The following is a 21,026-nucleotide window of genomic DNA, read 5'->3' as shown; positions in this document are numbered from 1 at the left end:
TGAAACTAATAGATAGTGAGGGGAAAATATGAAGAAAAAACTAGGGTTAGTCTATGGTGGGAAATCAGCGGAACATGAAGTTTCGTTGTCGACTGCGCGTGCAGTGACACAAGCAATCGATTTTGAAAAATACGAAGTGGTGCCGGTCTATATAACGTATGATGGTGAGTGGAGAAAAGGCAAATCACTTGAAAGTCCCGCGAAAACGATTGAAGAACTTCGTCTCGAAGGGAACGGTGCCAGTAAGCCGGATAGCATCCATGATTTCTTAAGCGGAGGAACAGGTGATTTGGACGTTGTTTTCCCACTTCTTCATGGAACGAATGGGGAAGATGGAACGGTTCAAGGACTTTTTGAAGTGATGAATGTACCATACGTAGGTAACGGTGTCCTTGCATCGTCTGCGGGGATGGACAAAGTCGTCATGAAGCAACTGTTTGCGCAAGCAGGATTGAAACAAGTGTCTTATGTACATTTTATACGTACTGGATGGGTCAAGGAGCAACAACAGTTAGTTGACAAAATGGAAGTGGAACTCGGTTGGCCGATGTTCGTCAAACCAGCCAATCTTGGTTCAAGTGTTGGAATCAGCATGGCGACGGACCGCAAAGGCTTAATTGAAGCAGTGGATCTGGCCTTGAAATTCGACCGGAAAATCATCGTTGAACAAGGCGTAACAGCACGAGAAATAGAAATGAGTGTCATGGGGAACGACGAACCGTTATGCTCGGTATCTGGTGAAATTAAGCCCGTCGCTGCATTTTACGATTATGAAGCGAAATATACAGATGGCAACACAACATTGGCTATCCCTGCAGAAGTAGCTGGAGAAGTTAAAATTACGATGGAAGACATGGCTGTCCGTGCATTTAAAGTGCTTGACTGTTCTGGTCTTGTACGCGCAGATTTCTTTGTTACAGCGGACAACGAAGTGCTCATCAATGAAGTGAACACGATGCCTGGTTTTACACCTACTAGCATGTTCCCGCTCTTGTGGCAAAAAACAGGTGTGGCGTATCCCGATTTAATAAACAAGCTGATTGAACTTGCATTGGAACGGCATGCAGAGAAGCAAACATTACAATATACGATGGATTGAGTGTGATTTTAAGTGAAAAGGAAACTAACGGAAATCGCTGATTGGATACAGGCAGCCGGCCAAAACTTAGATGACGCGTTTGTAACGGGTGTGTCCATTGATTCACGGACTGCAGCGGCGGGGGACCTATTCATCCCTTTCCGAGGTGAACAAGTGAATGGTCATAATTACGTAGAACAAGCGATTAAACAAGGTGCAGTTGCGTCTTTATGGATGAAAGATGAACCGAATCCACCAACAGATTTGCCACTTATATTTGTCGATGATCCCGAGTTGGCGCTCCAAGAAATGGCACGTGTTTACCGAGGGATGCTTCATTGTAAAGTCGTCGGCATAACAGGCTCAAATGGAAAAACGTCAACAAAAGATCTAATCGCTAGCGTATTGTCTCCTTATTTCAATGTGCGAAAAACGGAAGGTAATTATAATAATGAACTCGGTTTACCGCTGACGATTTTGTCGCTTGAGGAAGATACGGAGTTCGCAATTCTGGAAATGGGCATGAGTGGGTTCGGGGAAATTTCCTTTTTATCGAAACTCGCAAAACCGCACTTTGTTGTTATTACGAATATCGGGGAAGCGCATATGCAGGATCTTGGATCACGTGCAGGAATCGCTAAAGCTAAATTCGAAATTATTGACGGACTTCTAGAGGGTGGCAAGTTATTCTATGATGGTGACGAGCCGCTCCTACAAGAGCTTGTTGATCAAGTAACAGCTATTCAGGCGATCTCATTTGGCTACGAAAAAGAAGCGGTATTGTCACTCGAAAAGATTGAATCTGGTGATGAAGGAAGTCGTTTTACGGTCACAGGTTTACTGGATGGGGAATTTACAATCCCTGTATACGGGGCACATCAAGTGAAAAACACACTAGCGGCAATCCTTATCGCCGATGAAGCAGCTGTCAGTGTCATTGATATTCGTTCGGCTCTTCGACAAGCCTCCTTAACAGATATGCGTATGCAACCGGTTATTGTAAGCAATGGTGCATTGTTCATCAATGACGCATATAACGCGGCGCCGACATCGATGCGTGCAGCGTTGGCATTCATGGAGGACACTGAATTACGCAAAGAAAAGTGGGTCGTTCTCGCTGATATGCTTGAGCTGGGTGACGAAGAGCAAGTTTATCATGAAAATCTAGCGGATGAAATTACTGCGATGAAGCTAGAAGGTATCCTGCTCTATGGTCCGCGCATGAAGTGGCTGCATGATAAATTACAAAAAGATAGCGTTGAAGCACAAATTATTTGGTCGGAAAAGGATTATACACCGATTGTAAATACGTTGGCAGAATTTACAGGGGAAAATTCGATAGTGCTATTAAAAGGTTCACGAGGTATGGCGCTTGAACATGTTCTCAAAGGATTGACGAATAAGTGAGTCAGAAAATGAAGACTGGTGTGCTGTTTATCCACGGATTTACCGGCGGTCCGTTTGAAGTTCGTCCGCTTGTTAATTTTTTGAAAAGGGAATCGGATTGGCAAATTGCATTGCCAACACTCCCTGGACACGGACTCACGCTGAATCTTGGGAACGTGTCAGCGGATTCTTGGTTGATGGAAGCGGAACTCGCGTTTAAAAAGTTGCAAAAAGAAGTCGACCGTGTCATCGTGGTCGGCTTTTCTATGGGAGGACTTATCGCGATGTACTTGGCGCTGCGTTACAAGGTCGACAAACTTGTCTTATTAAGTGCGGCTGCAAAATATATAAGTCCGCGCATTCTTATAAAAGATTTGGGAATCCTGTTAATAAGGCCGATTACAAAAAAATATCCACCGAATACGTTTTATCATTTGTACGATTATAAATTGACGAATACACCATTGTGGGCAATAGTTCAATTTTTAAGCATCGTAAGAATGGTCGAGCCATATTACGGTTTAATTAAAACACCTGTATGTATTGTTCAAGGCGGGAATGATGGCATAGTTCCGTTTGCTTCTGCTGAGCACCTTTTAAAAAAACTAGGCTCCGAAAAAAAGGAATTCATAAAATCACCATTTGGGAAGCATCATATCTGTTACAGCGATGACTGTGACAATTGGTTCAATGAAGTGCTACGGTTCATACGAGATGAGTAACTAAAGGTTCCCGAAGCACCCGATCCGAATGAGTAATCTGATTATTGCTACTTAAACGGATTGATTGCGAAGTGCTTTTTCTCATGGTATACTATGATGAACATTGGATACATTTACGTAGCACTCTTCAATAAGTGAAGGGTACTTTTTTTTGAATATAACGGTTTGCTCATATTAAGTTGGACGAATTGTCCGTTGATCGAACCGCTCGGCAAAGACCGGGCTTTCCTTTTCAACCATAACCTCTACTTAAACTATAGAGAATGCAAAATATCGGAAACGTTCCCTTTTAACAGGCTCGAATTTGCCGTGCCTTCATTTGCAAATGTAACCAATTGTCAAATGAAAAAACAAAGGAGATTGATAAGTTTGACTAATTTTTCAGAATTAAACATCAGTGAATCAACACAACGCGCACTTTCTAAAATGGGGTTTGAAGAAGCAACACCAATCCAAGAAGGTACTGTCCGTTTTGGTATGGAAGGTCGCGACGTTATCGGCCAGGCACAAACTGGTACTGGTAAAACAGCTGCATTCGGTATTCCGATCATTGAAAAGGTTGATGTTCGAAACACTGCAGTTCAAGCACTTGTAATTGCTCCGACACGCGAATTGGCTATTCAGGTTTCTGAAGAAATCTACAGAATTGGTGCTGACAAACGTGTACGCATTCTTTCTGTTTACGGTGGACAAGAAATCGGTCGTCAAATCCGTGCGTTGCGCAACAACCCACAAATCATCGTTGGTACGCCAGGACGTATTCTTGACCATATCAAACGTAAAACATTGAAGCTTGACGGCGTACAAACACTTGTACTTGACGAAGCAGATGAAATGTTGAACATGGGCTTCATTGAAGACATCAACACAATTCTTGCAAGCGTACCAGCTGAACGCCAAACGCTTCTATTCTCAGCTACTATGCCTGGACCGATCCGCAAAATTGCAGAAACGTTCATGAGAAACCCTGAAATGGTTAAAATCAAGTCTAAAGAAATGACTGTTGAAAATATCGAACAGTTCTTCGTTAAATCACAAGAACGCGAAAAGTTCGACATTCTTTCACGTCTTCTTAACGTTCAACAGCCTGAACTTGCAATCATCTTCGGACGTACGAAACGTCGCGTTGACGAACTATCTCAGGCACTAGGTATCCGCGGATACATTGCTGAAGGAATTCACGGCGACTTGACTCAAGCGAAACGGATGTCTGTCCTTAAGCAATTCAAAGAAGGTAAAGTTGATATCCTTGTTGCAACTGACGTTGCGGCACGTGGACTCGATATTTCAGGCGTAACACACGTTTACAACTTCGATATTCCACAAGATCCTGAAAGCTATGTTCACCGTATTGGTCGTACAGGACGCGCAGGGAAAAGTGGAGTAGCAATTACATTCGTAACACCACGTGAAATGGGTTACCTTCGTATTGTAGAAGAAACAACTAAAAAACAAATGACTCCATTGAACCCGCCATCTTCTGACGAAGCAATTCTTGGTCAGCAACGTGTGGCTGTGGAACAACTTACTGAAATTGTTACTAAAAATGAATTGAGTGATTATACACATCTTGCAGCTGATTTGCTTGAGAAATTCGAAGCTAAAGATCTAGTTGCAGCAGCACTTCGTTCATTAACTCGCGAACCGAATGATACACCTGTATCAATTTCGGAAGAGCGTCCATTACCATCACGCGGAAATTCTCGCGGCGGCGGTGGCGGTGGTTATAAAGGTAACCGTAGCGGCGGACGTCCATCAAGCGGTGGCGGCGGTCGTGGTTATGGCGGCGGAGCTCGTCGTAGTGGCGGAAGTGGCGGCAACGCACCAAGCGGTAGCCGTGACGGAGCTAGAAGAGAAAGCAGCAGTCGTTCACGTAACACTAAATCAGATCGTTAATAATATATTTTATATAAAGCCGGGTATGCGCATTAGTGCATACCCGGCTTTTTTGTTTAATAATAAGAAAGTATAGGTTTTACAATTTGGAATAAAGTCTAGCTCCGGAGCCTAGGAGCTGGGGATATAAGTCGGACCAACTAGGAAAGATTGAATTGCATCCTTTCCCGTCGAACTTAGTTACCTTCCTTATCCGACCTATGTCTATCGCTCCTGACCAAGGTGTTTGCGCTTTTCTGATCAATGAAATTCGCGACGTCAAGCGAAAACTAGACAATTTAAAGCTCGAAGTATGCAACGCACTCTGTAAACTAGATAACGTACATCTCGAATTAATACAACACAAAGCTAAAAGTAAACAACGTCATGCAGGCCATGGCGCCGTTCTGTCAACAACGATTTAAATAAATGAAACATTTCACGTCCTTAATCGTATAGAATAAATAGAAGGGAAGAGGTGTTCATATGAGAGAGCAACCGGTGAACCGGATATCAGAAAAAGGATTAAAAGTTTGGAGATTATACGGCATTATTGAAACAGGATTACTTTTACTCGTAGCAATTGGTGCGGGTGTATTGACTTACATATTTGAGTGGCCATGGTGGATATATGTAGTGTCTGGAGTTGGGGTCATTCTATTTGCCTATTTTTTCATTTATTTATTTCCGAAAGTAAGATGGATGCGATGGCGCTATGAAGTGCGTGAATCAGAAATTGAACTGCAACATGGTATTTTCATCGTCAAGCGTACATTGATACCAATGGTACGTGTCCAACACGTAGACACGGCACAAGGACCGATCCTGCGGAAATATAATTTGGCGGAAATTACAATTTCTACAGCGGCGACGAATCATACTATTCCTGCTCTTGTGATGGAAGAGGCGGATGAACTTCGGAGCAGGATATCAGCGCTTGCAAGGGTGGCGGAAGAAGATGTCTGAGACACGCTATAAATTACACTGGATTACAGCGATTATTGAAGTGATGAAAACAGCTAAAGAAGCGATATTACCGATTATTGTCCTCGTGTTTGCAAATGGGCTGAATGATTTGGGGTCTGGGAAATGGTATTTAGATTATCTAACCTTCATCATTTTTGGTGTCCTCATTATTGCTTTTTTCATCACAGGTATTATTAAGTGGAAACGTTTCGAATACTGGTTCGAAGATAATGAACTTCGGATTGAATATGGTCTATTTGTGAAAAAGAAACGCTATATTCCATTCGATCGAATTCAAAGTCTCGACTATACAGAAGGGATATTGCACCGGCCTTTCAGACTTGTCAAAGTGAAAGTGGAGACAGCAGGCAGCTCCTCTTTGAAAAAGTCGGAGGCAGAACTGACAGCTATAACGAAAGAGGCTGCAAGCAGAATTGAAAAGGAAATTGCACAGGCTAAAAGTGGTAAAAAAGCAGCTTTACAGGAAAATAGTGAGCTGACAGAAGAAAATCTAGTAGTCGAAGAATCACAGTCAAAATCGATCTTTACCATGTCATCAAAAGGGCTACTTGTCCTGGCGACAACATCGGGCGGGATTGGGATTATTCTTTCGGGTGTGGGTATCTTCTTGTCGCAGTTTGCTGAAATGATTCCGTTTGAATGGATGTACGAAGAGATTTCAGGTTTCATTAAATTCGGCCTCCTTATCGTTGCAATTACTGTGTTTTTAGGGTTTCTTCTCGTATGGGGGCTATCTGTCGCAATGACATTCCTGGCATATTACGGTTTTAATGTTTCACTTGAAAAAGAGGACATCGTTATTACGCGGGGGTTACTTGAGAAAAAACGGATGACAGTACCATTGAACAGGGTTCAAAGTGTACGTATTATTGAGAACCCTTTCAGGCAATTATTCGGCTATGCGGCGGTCGTTATCGATAGTGCGGGTGGAGGTGGAATGGAGGGTGCAAGAATTAATTTATTCCCTCTTGTAAAAAAGACGGAAGTCTATGGTCCCTTAAAAGAGATTTTCCCGAACCTCATACTTGAAGAATCAATGGAAAAGCTACCAGCACGTAGTAAGCACTTTTTTTATCGAGTGGATTTCCTATGGATGATTCCGGCGATCGGCGCATTGACGTACTTTTTCTTTCCGTATGGATTGCTGTCGCTCCTCATCATGCCAATCATCGTCCTCTTTGGGTTGTGGCAGCATCGCTCGTCTGCTTACAAAATTTCAGGTAATCAGCTAACGATACGATTCAGGAGCTTCAATCTTCAAACCGCTTATTTGATGAAAAAAAGGATTCAATCGATGGAAATGAAGCAAAACTATTTCCAAAAACGCAAAAGCGTGGCGACATTAGCTGCAAGGATAAAATCAGGCATGACTATTTTTAATGCACAAGTGCATCATATGGAAGAGTCGGAGGCTGAGAAGATACTTTCTTGGTATGAGAAGAATTCGAAGGATACTTGACTCAATTGACATGGTAACAAAAAAGAGAGCAGGAATAACCTGCTCTCTTAACTTCTTTTTTTACCTTTCCAACTTACAATCCGTTTCGGGTGAAAATAACTTAGTCCGATTAAAAAACCGACGACTAATCCCGTAATGTGGGCAGTTGCATTAATGTCGGGCTGGACGAAGGTCATAACTATACTGATAACAATAATTGGCAGGATAATCTGCCTTAATTGTGGCAAAATATGCTTCGTATAATAGACGAGTGCTCCGAACGCACCGAGAATACCGAAAACTGCACCACTTGCGCCAAGACTTTGATAATCAGGGGCTTGTAGGAAAAACGTTGCAATATTAGCGAAAATACCTGATAGCATATAAATTGTTAGGAAGCGTGCTTTACCTGCGATTTTCTCAAGTTCAGGTCCGAAGATGAAAAGAGAGAACATATTAAAAAGCAGGTGCATGATACTGCCGTGAAGGAACATGGGTGATAGAAGCCTCCACCATTCCCCTTCGGAGATAAGAAAGTTGACACCTATGCCATAGTATAATACTTGTTGCCCGATAATCGGGATGAATGTCGCTAAATGAATAAGGATATTCAAAGCAAGAAAGAACGTTACCACCGGATATAGGCGGATGTATTGCGAAAAGCTTTCTGTACGACTAAACATGTTTTCACCTCAATCTATGATTTCATTATACATATATTATCGACTAGGCTCCAGTGCTTTACCAAGGTATATGTGCTTTGGAACTAATTTGAAAAGGAGCGATCATTTTGATAGCAGGAATTGGGCTTGATATCGTTGAACTGGATCGAATTGCCAAGTTGGACGCTAGATCTTCGAAATTTCGTATGCGTATTTTAACGAAGGAAGAGTTAGAAATCTATGAATCTCACACAGCTAACCGGCGAACGGAGTTCCTTGCAGGTCGTTTTGCAGGGAAAGAAGCGTTCTCTAAAGCGAAAGGGACAGGGATTGGAACCCAGTGCAGCTTCATGGACATAAGTATATTGCCTGAGCACAGCGGAAAACCGATTATTTATTTTAAGGGGGTTCCTAGCGCTGGCTTCATTTCCATAACTCATACGCAAACCGTAGCTGCAGCTCAAGTAATCCTCCTTGCATAATTGTTCGTCCTTCCTCATAAGATGACCTACCCGATTGAAATGAGAAAGGATGAACTGTATGCGTAGCCGGATATTTGCTCTTTTGTTAGTTGTAGTCATGGTAATCCTCGCGGCATGTGGGGCCCCGTCGAAAGAGGACGTCATGAAGAAGCTCAGTGGAAAGTGGAATGAAACGAAAGGGTATGACTTGCAAGCGACTATGGAAATTAAGACCGGAGCTGAGCCGCGTTTATATGAAGTTGCCGTCTGGCATACGAAGCCGGCTTTCTATCGCGTTAACGTATCGCAGGCAGGAAGTAAGGACTCCCAGATGATTGTACGTAATAAAGAAGGTGTTTTTGTTGTCACGCCATCTCTTGGCAAGACCTATAAGTTCCAAAGTGAATGGCCAGCACAAAATAGCCAGGCGTATTTAATCGGTGCTTTGTCTGAAGATATTAAAGCAGATAAAAATTCGACAATGACGGAAAAAGAGAAAACGTATGTCTTTGAAACTGCCACGAGAAATAACCATAAAAAGGTTCTGCCAACCCAGCAGATTCACATTGATAAAAAGACACTGTTACCAACGTATGTCTCCGTTCTGGACGAGAATAAAGTAGAAAAGATCCGCATTACATTCAATAAGATTACACTTGGCGTCGAACGAAAAGCTGCAGATTACGCAGTAGAAATGGAAGATACCAATACGAGCAAAGAATCCGAGCCTTCAACCGATGATGAAGCAACGGGACTCCCAACGTATTATCCATCAGTAGCTTGGGCAGATGGCACGCTTCTTGATGAAAAAGTTGTGGAAACGGATAGTGGTACGCGATCATTTATGACATTTGGAGGAGAAAAAGAGTTCATTATTGTTCAGGAACCAGCAGCTAGAGCGGACAGTAAAATGCCGGTATCCATTGAAGGTGACCCTGTCGATCTTGGATTCACAGTTGCAGCTCTTACGGAAAATTCAATTCGTTGGGAAAGTGAAGGCGTTTCATTCTTCATAGCATCGAATACATTGACGCAGGGTGAGCTGATTGAAGTAGCCGGATCAATGGAAGTAGAGGGAATGAAATAACTAAGGTTGACGAAGAAAGGGCAAGGGATGGATAATAGAGAGTACTACAGTATAAATGAGGGATTGTTATGGAAAACTCTCTTCATTATCGTCCAACACAAGCAATTGTTGACCTTGAAGCGATTCGAGCCAACGTTCGAAATTTGAAAGAGTATTTAGGAAGCGAGACCTCGGTTATTGCAGTTGTGAAAGCAGATGGTTACGGTCATGGTGAAGTAGAAGTAGCGAGGGCGGCTTTCGAGGCAGGCGCAGAAATGGTCTCGGTTGCAACACCTGATGAGGCGGTACGACTCCGAGTGGCGGGAATTAGCGGGGACATCCTCGTCATGGGGCCGTCTCCGCTTCTGTTTGCTGAAAAAGCTGCTGAACTGAGGATTATGCTAACGGTTTCGAGTGCTGAGTGGTTACAATCAGCACTCGAAACCACCGGAAGTTTTGTGCAACAATTAAAAATTCATGTAAAGTTGGATACTGGAATGGGCAGAATTGGAATAAGGGATGCCTGTGAACTGCAGTCCCTTGTATCAGCCATCAACAATTCCAACCAAGTACTGCTGGACGGTATTTTCACACACTTTGCATGTGCAGATGAAGAAAGTCCTGAAGTTACAAAAGAACAATTTTCGATGTTCATAGAATTAGTTAAAACATTGCCGGAAAAACCCCGACTTGTTCATGCCTCGAATAGTGCAGCGACCCTCCTCTACCCTGAATATGCGCTCGACGCAGTCCGTTTCGGAATCGGACTTTACGGAATAGCGCCTTCGGAATACGTAGGAGGGAAATTGCCGTTTGGGCTAGAGAAATCATTCCGCTTCGAAAGCGAACTTGCCTTTGTAAAGTTACTGGAAATGGGCCGACGAATAAGTTACGGTGGCACATATGAAACATCCGGTCCAGAATGGATTGGGACAATTCCAGTCGGCTATGCAGACGGCTTGAGGCGAGGTTTACGCGGACAGGAAGTACTTATCGGCGGTGAACGGATGCCTATTGTTGGAACTATTTGTATGGACCAGTGCATGGTAAAGTTATCCCGAGAAATGTCGGTAGGTGAAAAAGTGGTACTGATAGGCCGTCAAGGCGGAGAAGAAATTACTATGGAAGAGTGGGCGGAACGACTCGACACGATTCCGTATGAAATTGCCGTCTCAATTACGAAACGAGTTCCGAGAATATATACAGGGGTAGATGGACAGTATGTATAATACTCACACTTTCGACAAAAAACCTAGCACTATTGCAGAAACCTGTCAATAAAAACCCTTCTATGTCTTCTCATTGTCGATATTCAATGGTAAGATGGACCTGTAGTGAAATAAGGGAACGGTTTTGTTGGAGGTGCTGACGTTGCGTGCGAATAAAAACATAAAAGAAATTATTGTTAAAATTCCGAAACGAATGCTGAATGAAAATGAACATACGGTCGTCCATCAAGAGTTGGACCGTGGTGATTTCGTTTATATTTCGACAAAGCGATACGTAACTGACTATGAATCAGATACGATCAGAGAAGAGATGATGAATGGTTATCTCGAAATGTCGCAAATCAACCTTAGAATCGCCACGGAATGCTTGCATGTGGAATTTGAAGCCCAGCATACGGTGGAACGTCTCGTAAGCGGAGGATGAAAAGTTGGCAATAAAACGTGGAGACGTCTTTTTTGCAGATCTGTCGCCTGTCGTCGGTTCTGAACAGGGAGGAACGAGACCAGTCCTTGTTATCCAAAATGATATAGGTAACAGGTTTAGTCCGACAGTTATTATTGCGGCAATTACTGCGCAAATTCAAAAAGCGAAATTGCCTACACATGTTGAAATCGATGCGGTGCGTTATGGCTTCGAGCGGGATTCAGTTATTCTGCTCGAACAGGTCCGCACGATTGACAAGTCGAGGCTTACTGATAAAATTACACACCTAGATGAATTTTTGATGGAGCAGGTCGATGAAGCGCTCGAAGTAAGTTTCGGCCTCATCAAATTTTGAGCATACATATAAAAGAAACGCCACGGTGTTCCTTCTCGTGGTGTTTTTTTCGTTGTTCAATTTCTCTGGAACTGAACCATAATCTTATTTATGCGACAAAAAGAGTGTGTTACAGAACTATCTTCGTTACAATGTAGGTATAGTTATTTTTAATTTATAAGGAGGCTTCTCAATACAATTATGAATAAGCGAATGGTAGAGGGCATCAATCAGTATATGGATGAAATCATTGAACGCTGGCAATTGAGCATGAAAGAAGAAAAGGGAGAACGTTTTTTTCATTTCATGCCAGCTAACCTAATTGAAAAGACAAGCAGAGAATTTGCGGAATTGATGACGTCTAATATCGCGGAAAACGATCATGTCAACTCAGAAAAATTGAATGATTTTACTGAGAAAGTAGTGCGTTTCGGTTGGTCTATAAAGTTTGTAAACAAGGCAATTGAAAATTTTTCGCAAATCACTTTTCAGTTGTTGGAAGAAAAAGGGTTTATTGGAGAGAGTGATGTACGACCTATCCTAGAGCTACTCACAAGGTGGGTTAATCCTCTTCGTGAAAGCATCATAGAAGCCTATTCTCTCGAGTGGGATCGGACTGTAAGTTTGCAAAGAATTGCTTTACAGGAAATTTCAGCATCATTGATACCGGTTTTTGAGAAGATATCGGTTATGCCGCTTGTCGGGACAATTGATACAGAACGGGCAAAATTGATAATGGAAAACTTACTTGAAGGTGTAGTGAAACAACGTGCTGAAGTAGTCCTTCTTGACATTACGGGTGTACCGGTGGTGGATACGATGGTTGCCCATCACATAATTCAAGCAGCTGATGCAGTTCGACTTGTTGGAGCAAAATGTATGCTTGTTGGAATCCGACCGGAAATTGCCCAAACAATTGTTACATTGGGTATTAATCTAAACGATTTCACAACAACAAGCACGTTGCAACGTGGGATGCAGGAGGCCCTAAAACTGACGAACCGCACAATAGTGGAGGTTGAACAATCATGAATATGCGAATTCCGATTTTAAAACTAAATGATACGTTAATCGTCTCTGTTCAGTGGGAGCTTGATGATCAGACGGCAATTCAGTTCCAAGAGGATTTATTGGAAAAAATGCATAAAACGTCAGCGAGAGGTGTCGTTATAGATTTGACACCAATTGATTTCATCGATTCTTTTATTGCAAAAGTGATTGGGGACGTTATTAGCATGTCGGGTTTGATGGGAGCGAAAGTTGTTATTACAGGAATCCAACCAGCCGTTGCGATTACACTTATTGAACTCGGCATCCGTTTGGAGGGCGTTCTGACAGCGCTAGATCTCGAAAACGGGTTGGATAAACTTCGTAGAGAATTGGAGGCCTAACGATGGAGTACCGGTCTTCTGTAGATATAAACACGGAATGGGATATTGTTGCTGCCCGACAGCTTGGCCGGAATGAAGCAAAAGAATCAGGCTTCGGAGCGGTAGATCAGGCGCGTATTACGACGGCTATTAGTGAGCTAGCCCGCAATATATACTTATACGCAGGAAAAGGGAAGATTGAAATCAAAAGATTATCTGAAAACAATCTCTTTGGAATTACGGTTATTGCATCTGATGATGGTCCTGGAATTTCGGATATGCGTAAGGTGATGGAAGATGGTTATACTACCTCGGGAGGACTTGGTGCAGGTATGCCGGGGGTAAGAAGATTGATGGATGAATTTAAATTGGAGTCGGAACTAGGTAAAGGAACAATAATTACCACCACAAAATGGCTCCGATAAGGAGATGTTGATGGATGACTCAAGAAGTTGCGAAACAGTATAAAGAAATGCTGCAACAATATGTTGTTGGACAACGTGAGGAAGATCTTTATTTAGGACAACAATTTAGCAGAAGATTTATTGAAAAAGAAATTTCGCCCGAAGATGTCATCAGTATCCACAAAACGGCGCTTACTGAAATCTTACCGGATATGTCGGGAAAGTTGAGGCATTCGTTTGATTTTCTGATTGAAATGATGATTCATTACGGGCTTGCGCTTAGAGAGCATCAAAGTCTCGTTCAAAAACAGGAAGAAATTCAAATAGAAATGAACGTGGCGGCAAAAGTGCAAGAAACGCTTCTGAAAACGAGGAAGCCGAATTTCAAAGAGCTGGATATTGGATATGTAACGGAACCGGCTAAGCAAATGAGTGGGGACTATATTTATTTCCTGAATGATAATAATTACGAAGCGGGTGTAGCTGTAGCTGATGTTATCGGAAAAGGGATTCCAGCGGCACTTTGCATGTCAATGATCAAGTTTGGAATGGACAGTTTGCAAAATGAAAACACAAGCCCGAGAAATGTCCTTGATATTGTTAACCGGATAGTAGAAAAAAGTGTAGATGATTCAATGTTTATTTCTATGTTCTATGGTAAGTATGATGCAAGAGACTCTAGGTTTTCATATGCTAGCGCGGGACATGAACCTGCCCTGCTGTATAAGGCGTCGACTGGTAAATTTACTGAGCTTCATGCAAGAGGACTTCTCCTTGGTGTTCAGCCAAATGTCGTCTATGAAGAGAAATCAGTTCTTCTCGAAGAAGGTGATTTTATCGTTATGATGACGGACGGAGTGACTGAGGTACGAACAGATATTGGTTTCATCGATGATGATGTAATCAAATTGATTTTGGCTGAAGTGAAAGAAGAATCTGCCCAAAAAATTGCTGATACAGTATACCAGAGGCTTGCGCAACTTCAGGATTTTCATTTGCATGATGATTTCACGATTGTTATTTTTAAAAAAGAAAAAAACGAGGTTTAAGAATTTGAACAAAGGGTATATGAATTGATAATATGCTATTTTAAAACAGAAACTTGAGGTGTAATTATGAATTTGCTAGTCGAATTAGTAGAAGAAAATAGTGTTCAACGTTTTAAAATTGTCGGTGAAATTGATGCGTTTACAGCACCGAAATTAAAGGAATCTCTTGCGTCAGTAGGAAATATTAAAAACATTCAGGTGGAATTAGACTTATCTGGCGTTGGTTATATGGATAGTACAGGACTTGGTATTTTTGTTGGTTTTTATAAAGCTGTTAAGGCTAATGAAGGCCATATGAAAATTGTTGGTGTAAATACTCGTCTAAAACGATTGTTTGAAATAACTGGTTTAGCTGAAGTTATGGATATCGTAACGGAAGAAAGTGGGGACGCAGATGCAACCGTATGATTATATTGAAATGAGGGTTCCTGCAAAAGCGCAATATGTCGGAGTTGCTCGGCTCGCGATTTCAGGACTGGCAAGTAGGTTAGGTTTTACTTACGATGAAATTGAAGATTTGAAAATCGCAACTAGTGAAGCAATTACAAATGCAGTCCAGCACGCATATAAAGAAGATGATGAGGGTGAAGTTGTAGTCGGCTGTGCTCTTTTTGTTGATAAATTGGAAATTATGGTAGCGGATCACGGGAAAAGTTTCGATTTTGAAGAGACGAAGAAACGTGTAGGACCATACAATGAGCAGGAAGAAGTTAAATTTCTTCGGGAAGGCGGATTAGGTCTTTATTTAATGGAAACACTTATGGATGATATAAAAGTGCTTCATGAGGATGGAGTGACTGTCTTCATGACCAAGTATCTTGATGGAGAGCGGGGGGAAGAGGATGTCGAAAGAACCATTTCCTCGTGAATCCAAAACGGAAGAACAATCTCCTCCTATAGTAGAAGTAAGCGAGCCATCTCCCCATAAAACTGGAACGAAGGCGGAAGTCCTTGGATGGGTTAAGCGATATCAGGAGACCAACGATGATGAGGCGCAGACGAACTTGGTTCTTCATTATGAACGACTCGTTCAATCGATTGCCCGGAAATATTCCAATGGTAAGTCTTTTCATGAAGATATTGCTCAAGTAGGAATGTTAGGCCTCCTTGGAGCGATTCGAAGGTATGATCCTGAATTTGGAAGAAGCTTCGAGGCGTTCGCTGTACCAACAATAATCGGTGAAATTAAACGTTTTTTACGTGATAAGACATGGGCGATACATGTTCCGCGTCGCATAAAAGAATTGGGGCCCAAAATCAAGGCTGCTGTCGAAACGCTTACGACAGAAATGCAACGTTCTCCACTCGTCAGTGAAATAGCAGAATACCTTGATGTTGATGAAGAATTGGTCCTTGAAGCAATGGAGATGGGGAGAAGTTATCAGGCGCTCTCTATGGATCATACCCTTGAAGCTGATTCTGAGGGGGGTACGGTAACGCTTTTCGATATTGTTGGTGCAACTGATGATGGATTTGAGAAAACAGATCAGCGTATGGTCGTAGCGAATGCTCTAAATGTGTTGTCGGAACGGGAAAAACAAATCATCCAGTATACATATATTGAGCAACTTAGCCAAAAAGAAGCGGGAGAACGACTTGGTATCTCTCAAATGCACGTTTCGAGAATACAACGCAAAGCGATTAAGAAGTTGCAGGAAGCAATATTGGCTGCGGGTGGTGTGTCATAGTGGATTCGATTATAACAGCGAATGTCGAAGCGTATGTTTATCAAGAAGCGAAGGTTGGAAATCGGGAATGTGGTGACACTTATTTTATCCATTCGGAAGAAGACTATTTTATCTGCGCAATTGCAGATGGGTTGGGCAATGGGCCAATAGCCCGTCAATCGGCTCAAATTCTCCCCGAAGTGCTGAAAGAATATCATCATGAATCAATAGATGAATTACTTACACGCTGTAATGAGCATATGGTGCAAAAACGCGGTGCCGCAGTGGCTATCGTTAAAGTGGACTACAAGCGAAATATAATTGAGTATAGTTGTGTCGGCAATGTCCGTTTTTATATGCTTCATAATTTCGACGAGATGATTTATCCTTTGCCTGTGATGGGTTATCTTTCTGGAAGACCACAAAAATTAAAGACGCAACAATATAACTATAAAAAGGGAAATCTATTTTTCCTCCATTCAGACGGTATCGAGCTTAGAAGTCCTAAAGCTTCAATGAAGGAGAGTTCAGGACCTTATGGGTTATATCAAAAAGTGTTGGAGTCAATTGAACATGGCGACGACGCCACATTTATAGCTGGAAGCCTACTTTAGTAAGTTGAAGGTGGGCTTTTTTGCTTTTTAGTAAATAATAAAGGTTTGGGGAATGGATATGTCGCAATCTGGAGATGACTCGTCTAGACTCTAACGCCTATGGGCGGGTAATTTACGAAGCGGGTCATGCGCCTTGCGCTTTTCTTATGTTAAAATGAGTCTATAGAAGAAAGGGTGATTTTATTGGTGAGACATATTGTTGAGGCTACAGCTGGGAAAGCGGCCGTCAGTATACATCAAACTGAAAAGGTTATCGCGCTACTTGACCAAGGGAACACTGTTCCATTCATCGCGCGTTACCGAAAAGAAGAAACTGGTTCGTTGGATGAAGTACAGATTAAGGCTATTGAAGATGCCTATAGTTACGTAAAAGGGCTTGAACAGCGTAAAGAAGAAGTAATTCGACTGATCGATGAACAGGGTAAATTAGATGATGATTTAAGAAAATCGATTGAAAGCGCTACCGTGTTGCAAAGAATTGAAGACTTATATAGACCTTTTAAACAAAAAAGACGGACACGCGCCATGATTGCGATTGAAAGTGGTCTTGAACCACTGGCAAAAAAGCTAATGGAGTTTATAGGTATTTCACCGGAAGACCTTGCTACGCCTTTCTTAAGTGAAGAAGGTGGAGTAAATACAGTTGAAGATGCACTTGCTGGGGCCCGAGATATTGTAGCCGAACAATTTGCGGATGACGCTGCAATAAGGGAAAACATCCGGAAATTAGCGTGGTCGGATGGAATGATTGTATCAGTAGTCCGTAAAGGGGCAGAGGACAAGCGTGACGTTTTCGGAAACTACTATGATTATGAAGAGCCATTGAAAAAAATCGTACCACACCGTGTTCTTGCATTAAACCGAGGAGAAAAAGAAGATGTGCTACGTGTTGGTATTTCATTTCCGAACGAAAGAATTATCGGAGTACTTGAACGTGAGTTGATCAGTAAATCACATTCGCCTTCCGCATCACAAGTAAAAGAAGCAATTGAAGATGCGTTTAAACGCTTGATTGCCCCTTCGATTGAACGAGAAATTAGGGCGGCGCTAACCGAGAAGGCTGAAGAGCAAGCAATCCATGTGTTTTCGGAAAACTTGAAGAGCCTTCTCCTGCAGCCTCCATTGAAAGGAAAAGTGGTATTGGGCCTTGATCCCGCTTTCCGGACGGGGTGTAAACTCGCGATTGTTGATGAAACGGGAAAACTACTTGAAATATCTGTAATTTATCCCCATCAACCACAAATGGAAAAGGAGAAATCGAAACGAGCTATTTTAGAGTTGCTGAAAAAGTATCCAATAACGATTATTGCAATCGGAAATGGAACAGCATCGCGTGAATCAGAATTGTTCATAGTTGAATGTATAAAAGAAGCACAAACGGGCGTTTCTTATGTCATTGTAAACGAAGCGGGTGCCAGTGTTTATTCAGCTTCGGCTCAAGCTCGGGATGAATTCCCTGATCTTCAAGTAGAGCAGCGTAGCGCAGTTTCAATAGCAAGACGTTTGCAGGATCCGTTGTCGGAACTTGTGAAAATTGATCCGGGCTCGGTTGGTGTTGGACAATACCAGCACGATGTAGCGAAAAAACGACTTTCTGAATCACTAACATTTGTAGTAGAAACAGCTGTGAACAGGGTAGGGGTCGATGTCAACACTGCCTCCTCTTCACTTCTTCAATATGTGGCAGGACTTTCTAAGACTGTCGCAGAGAACATTGTAAAATCGCGTGAAGAGAATGGATTGTTTACGAAGCGCAATCAATTGAAGAAAGTACCTCGCCTCGGAGCAAAGACTTACGAACAAGCGATTGGCTTCTTACGGGTTCTGGGTGCAAAGGATCCTTTTGATGCGACAGGGATTCACCCTGAGAGTTATCAATTGGCGGAGCAAATATTAGAAGAAGCAGAGGCGAGCAAAAAAATGCTCGGTAAGAAAGAAACTGCGGAGGCGCTGTCTGCTCTCGATATTAAAGCCTTGGCGGTTAAGCTAGATGTTGGAGAAGTAACCCTAAAAGACATTATCGAAACACTTCAAAGACCAAACCGGGATCCGCGCGATGATTATCCACAACCGCTCTTAAAGGCAGACGTACTCGATATGAAGGATCTATATGAAGGACTTGAGATGCAGGGAACTGTCCGAAATGTTGTGGACTTCGGCGCATTTGTAGATATCGGCGTGAAGGAAGACGGTCTCGTTCATATATCTAAATTAAAAAAAGGCTTTGTTAAACATCCCCTTGACGTCGTTTCTTCAGGAGATATCGTAACTGTGTGGGTAGAAGGAATAGATAAAGGAAAAGGACGTATTTCTCTGACTATGTTATCGCCTTCTGCAAAATGACAACTAAAAGGAGAGGGTGGCTATGACAGATGAAGGATTGCAGGCTCTAATCGAGAATGTCTCCTTAAATGCATTTGGAAAGCCATTCATCCATATTGCTAGGTTTAATAAAAGGTTGAGGACAACAGGCGGTCGCTATATGCTGTCCGACCACTCAATCCAAATTAATCCGTTGGTTTTGGAAGTGCATGGAACTGAAGAGCTGGTTGGGGTAATCAAACATGAACTTTGTCACTATCACCTTCATATAGAAGGAAGAGGTTATCGTCATCGCGATGCTGATTTCAGGGATTTGTTAAAGTACACTGGTTCCCCGAGGTTTTGTCGACCCCTTACTGAAGGAAACAAGAGGGTGCATTCGATGCATGTATATGAGTGCGTATCATGCAAGACGTTATATAATCGGAGAAGAAGAATGAACGTTAGAAAATATAGATGCGGGAAATGTGCGGGACAAATTGTAGCAATACAACCTTTGAAATGATTACTGAGGACGCGGTGAGGACGTAGAAACCGCATACTTATCGCGTTCTCGGTAATACTTAAAACTAATTGGTGAAAAAGTGTTGACGAAACGAGAAACACTGTATATAATAATAAATGTCGGTTGGGAACGACGCTGAAACAATAACGAAACGACTTCCTGACATACGATGTAATAACTAAATATGGCCCCTTGGTCAAGCGGTTAAGACACCGCCCTTTCACGGCGGTATCACGGGTTCGATTCCCGTAGGGGTCACCAATACTTTTTCAAAAACGAAGTTTTGAAAAGAGTACTCAATTAGAACTTGTAATTAAGTTCTGAAAAGAGTATCCTATGAAGACCTTCCAAATGAATAAGCTCTGTACAGCATAACTAAACGGCTGAATACGGTATCGTTGGGGTATAGCCAAGCGGTAAGGCAACGGACTTTGACTCCGTCACTCGTTGGTTCGAATCCAGCTACCCCAGCCAAGATTTTAGCGTGTTGCCACGCGAAAATCTTTGCGACAAACACCGAAGGTGGTTGGAGCAAAAAGATTTAACAGCACGAAGTACTTGGAACTCGAAAAGAGTGTCTCAGTTCTAAGAGTATACGAATTACTTCTCCTATATAACAGAGAGCCATTAGCTCAGTTGGTAGAGCATCTGACTTTTAATCAGAGGGTCGCAGGTTCGAATCCTGCATGGCTCATCATTTTTTAAAAAAATGTTGACAATTGAATTGTACGGTGTATAATAAAACTTGTCGCTAAAACAACGCGGTAGTGGCGGAATGGCAGACGCGCTAGGTTGAGGGCCTAGTGGGGGTTAACCCCGTGGAGGTTCAAGTCCTCTTTACCGCACCAATTCACTTGTGTTATTGTTAAGTCCTTCACCTTACTGGACAAAGAGTTTTAACTTAAGAGGGTTTTCATTCAACTAACGTCGGATGTGCCAATTATAAAAATGCGGGTGTAGTTTAGTGGTAAAACCTCAGCCTTCCAAGCTGATGATGAGGGTTCGATTCCCTTCACCCGCTCCATATTATTTTTACTAGATAAATAAGCACTTATTGTTCTGAAAAAAGTTAACGCGAAATAGTTGTTGACTTCACAAGAACCTTATGTTACAATAAAGAAGTTGTCGCTATGATAACGAAATATAAAAAGAGGTATTAAATCATTCCTCTATAATGAACCTTGAAAACTGAACAGCAAAACATCAATGAAATACAGCGAGAGTGCTAACGCACTTGAGCAAAACGTTTCTAGTAAGTCGGCTTTAGTCGGACGAAAAAAACACACACTAGAATCTTCGGATTCAAGGGAGGAATTTGATTCCTCCTTAGTCAGCAAGAAATGAGCTATTCATTTTCTTCTATTATGGAGAGTTTGATCCTGGCTCAGGACGAACGCTGGCGGCATGCCTAATACATGCAAGTCGAGCGGAAT

General features: G+C 42.3%; 22 protein-coding genes, 5 tRNA genes and 1 rRNA gene. 27 read left to right on the top strand and 1 reads right to left on the bottom strand.

What is annotated here, in order from left to right; genetic code table 11:
- Positions 1–28 precede the first annotated feature (28 nt).
- The 6 genes from FQ087_RS15560 (at position 29) to FQ087_RS15535 (ending at position 7,507) form a co-directional block, all read left to right on the top strand.
- Positions 29–1,099, top strand: coding sequence for a D-alanine--D-alanine ligase (locus tag FQ087_RS15560; protein WP_149581524.1), 1,071 nt, complete (start codon positions 29–31; stop codon positions 1,097–1,099).
- 12 nt (positions 1,100–1,111) lie between these two features.
- On the top strand, positions 1,112–2,485 hold the full coding sequence (locus tag FQ087_RS15555) for a UDP-N-acetylmuramoyl-tripeptide--D-alanyl-D-alanine ligase (RefSeq protein ID WP_149581523.1): 1,374 nt from the start codon (positions 1,112–1,114) through the stop codon (positions 2,483–2,485).
- On the top strand, positions 2,482–3,186 hold the full coding sequence (locus tag FQ087_RS15550; RefSeq protein WP_370456085.1) for an alpha/beta hydrolase: 705 nt from the start codon (positions 2,482–2,484) through the stop codon (positions 3,184–3,186). The genes FQ087_RS15555 and FQ087_RS15550 overlap by 4 nt, the downstream gene beginning before the upstream one ends.
- Before the next feature lie 369 nt (positions 3,187–3,555).
- Positions 3,556–5,082 (top strand): degradosome RNA helicase CshA, encoded by a 1,527-nt coding sequence (gene cshA, locus FQ087_RS15545; protein WP_149581522.1) that lies wholly within the window; start codon positions 3,556–3,558, stop codon positions 5,080–5,082.
- A gap of 465 nt (positions 5,083–5,547) precedes the next feature.
- Complete coding sequence (locus FQ087_RS15540; protein ID WP_149581521.1) at positions 5,548–6,027, top strand: PH domain-containing protein; 480 nt, start codon at positions 5,548–5,550, stop codon at positions 6,025–6,027.
- Entirely contained in the window at positions 6,020–7,507 is a 1,488-nt protein-coding gene (locus FQ087_RS15535) for a PH domain-containing protein (RefSeq protein ID WP_149581520.1), read from the top strand. The genes FQ087_RS15540 and FQ087_RS15535 overlap by 8 nt, the downstream gene beginning before the upstream one ends.
- A gap of 47 nt (positions 7,508–7,554) precedes the next feature.
- Here the strand turns inward: FQ087_RS15535 and FQ087_RS15530 are convergent, their stop codons facing one another.
- Positions 7,555–8,169: a rhomboid family intramembrane serine protease gene (locus FQ087_RS15530; RefSeq protein WP_149581519.1), complete on the bottom strand. Its 615-nt coding sequence runs from the start codon at positions 8,167–8,169 to the stop codon at positions 7,555–7,557.
- A 107-nt stretch (positions 8,170–8,276) separates the two neighbouring features.
- On the opposite strand from FQ087_RS15530, the gene acpS reads away from it, so the two are divergent.
- The 21 genes from acpS to FQ087_RS15425 form a co-directional block, all read left to right on the top strand.
- On the top strand, positions 8,277–8,630 hold the full coding sequence (acpS, locus tag FQ087_RS15525) for a holo-ACP synthase (protein WP_149581518.1): 354 nt from the start codon (positions 8,277–8,279) through the stop codon (positions 8,628–8,630).
- Between the two features lie 58 nt (positions 8,631–8,688).
- Complete coding sequence (locus FQ087_RS15520; RefSeq protein WP_149581517.1) at positions 8,689–9,696, top strand: LolA family protein; 1,008 nt, start codon at positions 8,689–8,691, stop codon at positions 9,694–9,696.
- Positions 9,697–9,764: 68 nt separating this feature from the next.
- Positions 9,765–10,904, top strand: a complete 1,140-nt coding sequence (gene alr, locus FQ087_RS15515; RefSeq protein WP_149581516.1) for an alanine racemase — start codon at positions 9,765–9,767, stop codon at positions 10,902–10,904.
- 133 nt (positions 10,905–11,037) lie between these two features.
- The gene (locus FQ087_RS15510; RefSeq protein ID WP_255452426.1) at positions 11,038–11,328 is read left to right on the top strand and encodes a transcriptional regulator; all 291 of its coding nucleotides are present in this window, start codon (positions 11,038–11,040) and stop codon (positions 11,326–11,328) included.
- Positions 11,329–11,332: 4 nt separating this feature from the next.
- On the top strand, positions 11,333–11,683 hold the full coding sequence (locus FQ087_RS15505; RefSeq protein ID WP_067205315.1) for a type II toxin-antitoxin system PemK/MazF family toxin: 351 nt from the start codon (positions 11,333–11,335) through the stop codon (positions 11,681–11,683).
- A gap of 180 nt (positions 11,684–11,863) precedes the next feature.
- Positions 11,864–12,694 carry an STAS domain-containing protein gene (locus FQ087_RS15500; RefSeq protein ID WP_149581514.1) on the top strand — a complete coding sequence of 277 codons (831 nt, stop codon included), beginning with the start codon at positions 11,864–11,866 and terminating at the stop codon, positions 12,692–12,694.
- On the top strand, positions 12,691–13,053 hold the full coding sequence (locus FQ087_RS15495; RefSeq protein ID WP_149581513.1) for an STAS domain-containing protein: 363 nt from the start codon (positions 12,691–12,693) through the stop codon (positions 13,051–13,053). The genes FQ087_RS15500 and FQ087_RS15495 overlap by 4 nt, the downstream gene beginning before the upstream one ends.
- Positions 13,054–13,055: 2 nt before the next feature.
- The gene (locus tag FQ087_RS15490; protein ID WP_149581512.1) at positions 13,056–13,457 is read left to right on the top strand and encodes an anti-sigma regulatory factor; all 402 of its coding nucleotides are present in this window, start codon (positions 13,056–13,058) and stop codon (positions 13,455–13,457) included.
- A 14-nt stretch (positions 13,458–13,471) separates the two neighbouring features.
- Positions 13,472–14,485, top strand: a complete 1,014-nt coding sequence (locus FQ087_RS15485) for a PP2C family protein-serine/threonine phosphatase (protein WP_149581511.1) — start codon at positions 13,472–13,474, stop codon at positions 14,483–14,485.
- Positions 14,486–14,551: 66 nt separating this feature from the next.
- Positions 14,552–14,893, top strand: coding sequence for an STAS domain-containing protein (locus tag FQ087_RS15480; protein ID WP_149581510.1), 342 nt, complete (start codon positions 14,552–14,554; stop codon positions 14,891–14,893).
- The gene (gene rsbW / locus FQ087_RS15475; protein ID WP_149581509.1) at positions 14,880–15,353 is read left to right on the top strand and encodes an anti-sigma B factor RsbW; all 474 of its coding nucleotides are present in this window, start codon (positions 14,880–14,882) and stop codon (positions 15,351–15,353) included. The genes FQ087_RS15480 and rsbW overlap by 14 nt, the downstream gene beginning before the upstream one ends.
- Positions 15,328–16,173, top strand: a complete 846-nt coding sequence (sigB, locus tag FQ087_RS15470; RefSeq protein ID WP_149581508.1) for an RNA polymerase sigma factor SigB — start codon at positions 15,328–15,330, stop codon at positions 16,171–16,173. Before rsbW ends, sigB begins: the two co-directional genes overlap by 26 nt.
- Positions 16,173–16,766, top strand: coding sequence for a PP2C family serine/threonine-protein phosphatase (locus FQ087_RS15465; protein WP_149581507.1), 594 nt, complete (start codon positions 16,173–16,175; stop codon positions 16,764–16,766). The genes sigB and FQ087_RS15465 overlap by 1 nt, the downstream gene beginning before the upstream one ends.
- A gap of 186 nt (positions 16,767–16,952) precedes the next feature.
- Positions 16,953–19,109, top strand: coding sequence for a Tex family protein (locus tag FQ087_RS15460; protein ID WP_188006778.1), 2,157 nt, complete (start codon positions 16,953–16,955; stop codon positions 19,107–19,109).
- Positions 19,110–19,131: 22 nt separating this feature from the next.
- Positions 19,132–19,593, top strand: a complete 462-nt coding sequence (locus tag FQ087_RS15455; protein ID WP_149581505.1) for a SprT family protein — start codon at positions 19,132–19,134, stop codon at positions 19,591–19,593.
- 186 nt (positions 19,594–19,779) lie between these two features.
- Positions 19,780–19,854, top strand: a tRNA-Glu gene (locus tag FQ087_RS15450).
- A 138-nt stretch (positions 19,855–19,992) separates the two neighbouring features.
- Positions 19,993–20,067: transfer RNA gene (locus FQ087_RS15445), tRNA-Gln, on the top strand.
- 147 nt (positions 20,068–20,214) lie between these two features.
- Positions 20,215–20,287 (top strand) — tRNA-Lys (locus FQ087_RS15440).
- Between the two features lie 67 nt (positions 20,288–20,354).
- A tRNA-Leu gene (locus FQ087_RS15435) sits at positions 20,355–20,441 on the top strand.
- 102 nt (positions 20,442–20,543) lie between these two features.
- Positions 20,544–20,617 (top strand) — tRNA-Gly (locus FQ087_RS15430).
- Between the two features lie 337 nt (positions 20,618–20,954).
- Positions 20,955–21,026: ribosomal RNA gene (locus tag FQ087_RS15425) — 16S ribosomal RNA — on the top strand; the annotation flags it as partial.

It is taken from the genome of Sporosarcina sp. ANT_H38 (assembly GCF_008369195.1).
Classification (GTDB): domain Bacteria; phylum Bacillota; class Bacilli; order Bacillales_A; family Planococcaceae; genus Sporosarcina.
The sequence above is the reverse complement of the archived record's forward strand: the minus strand, read 5'-3'. Positions and strand labels throughout refer to the sequence as shown.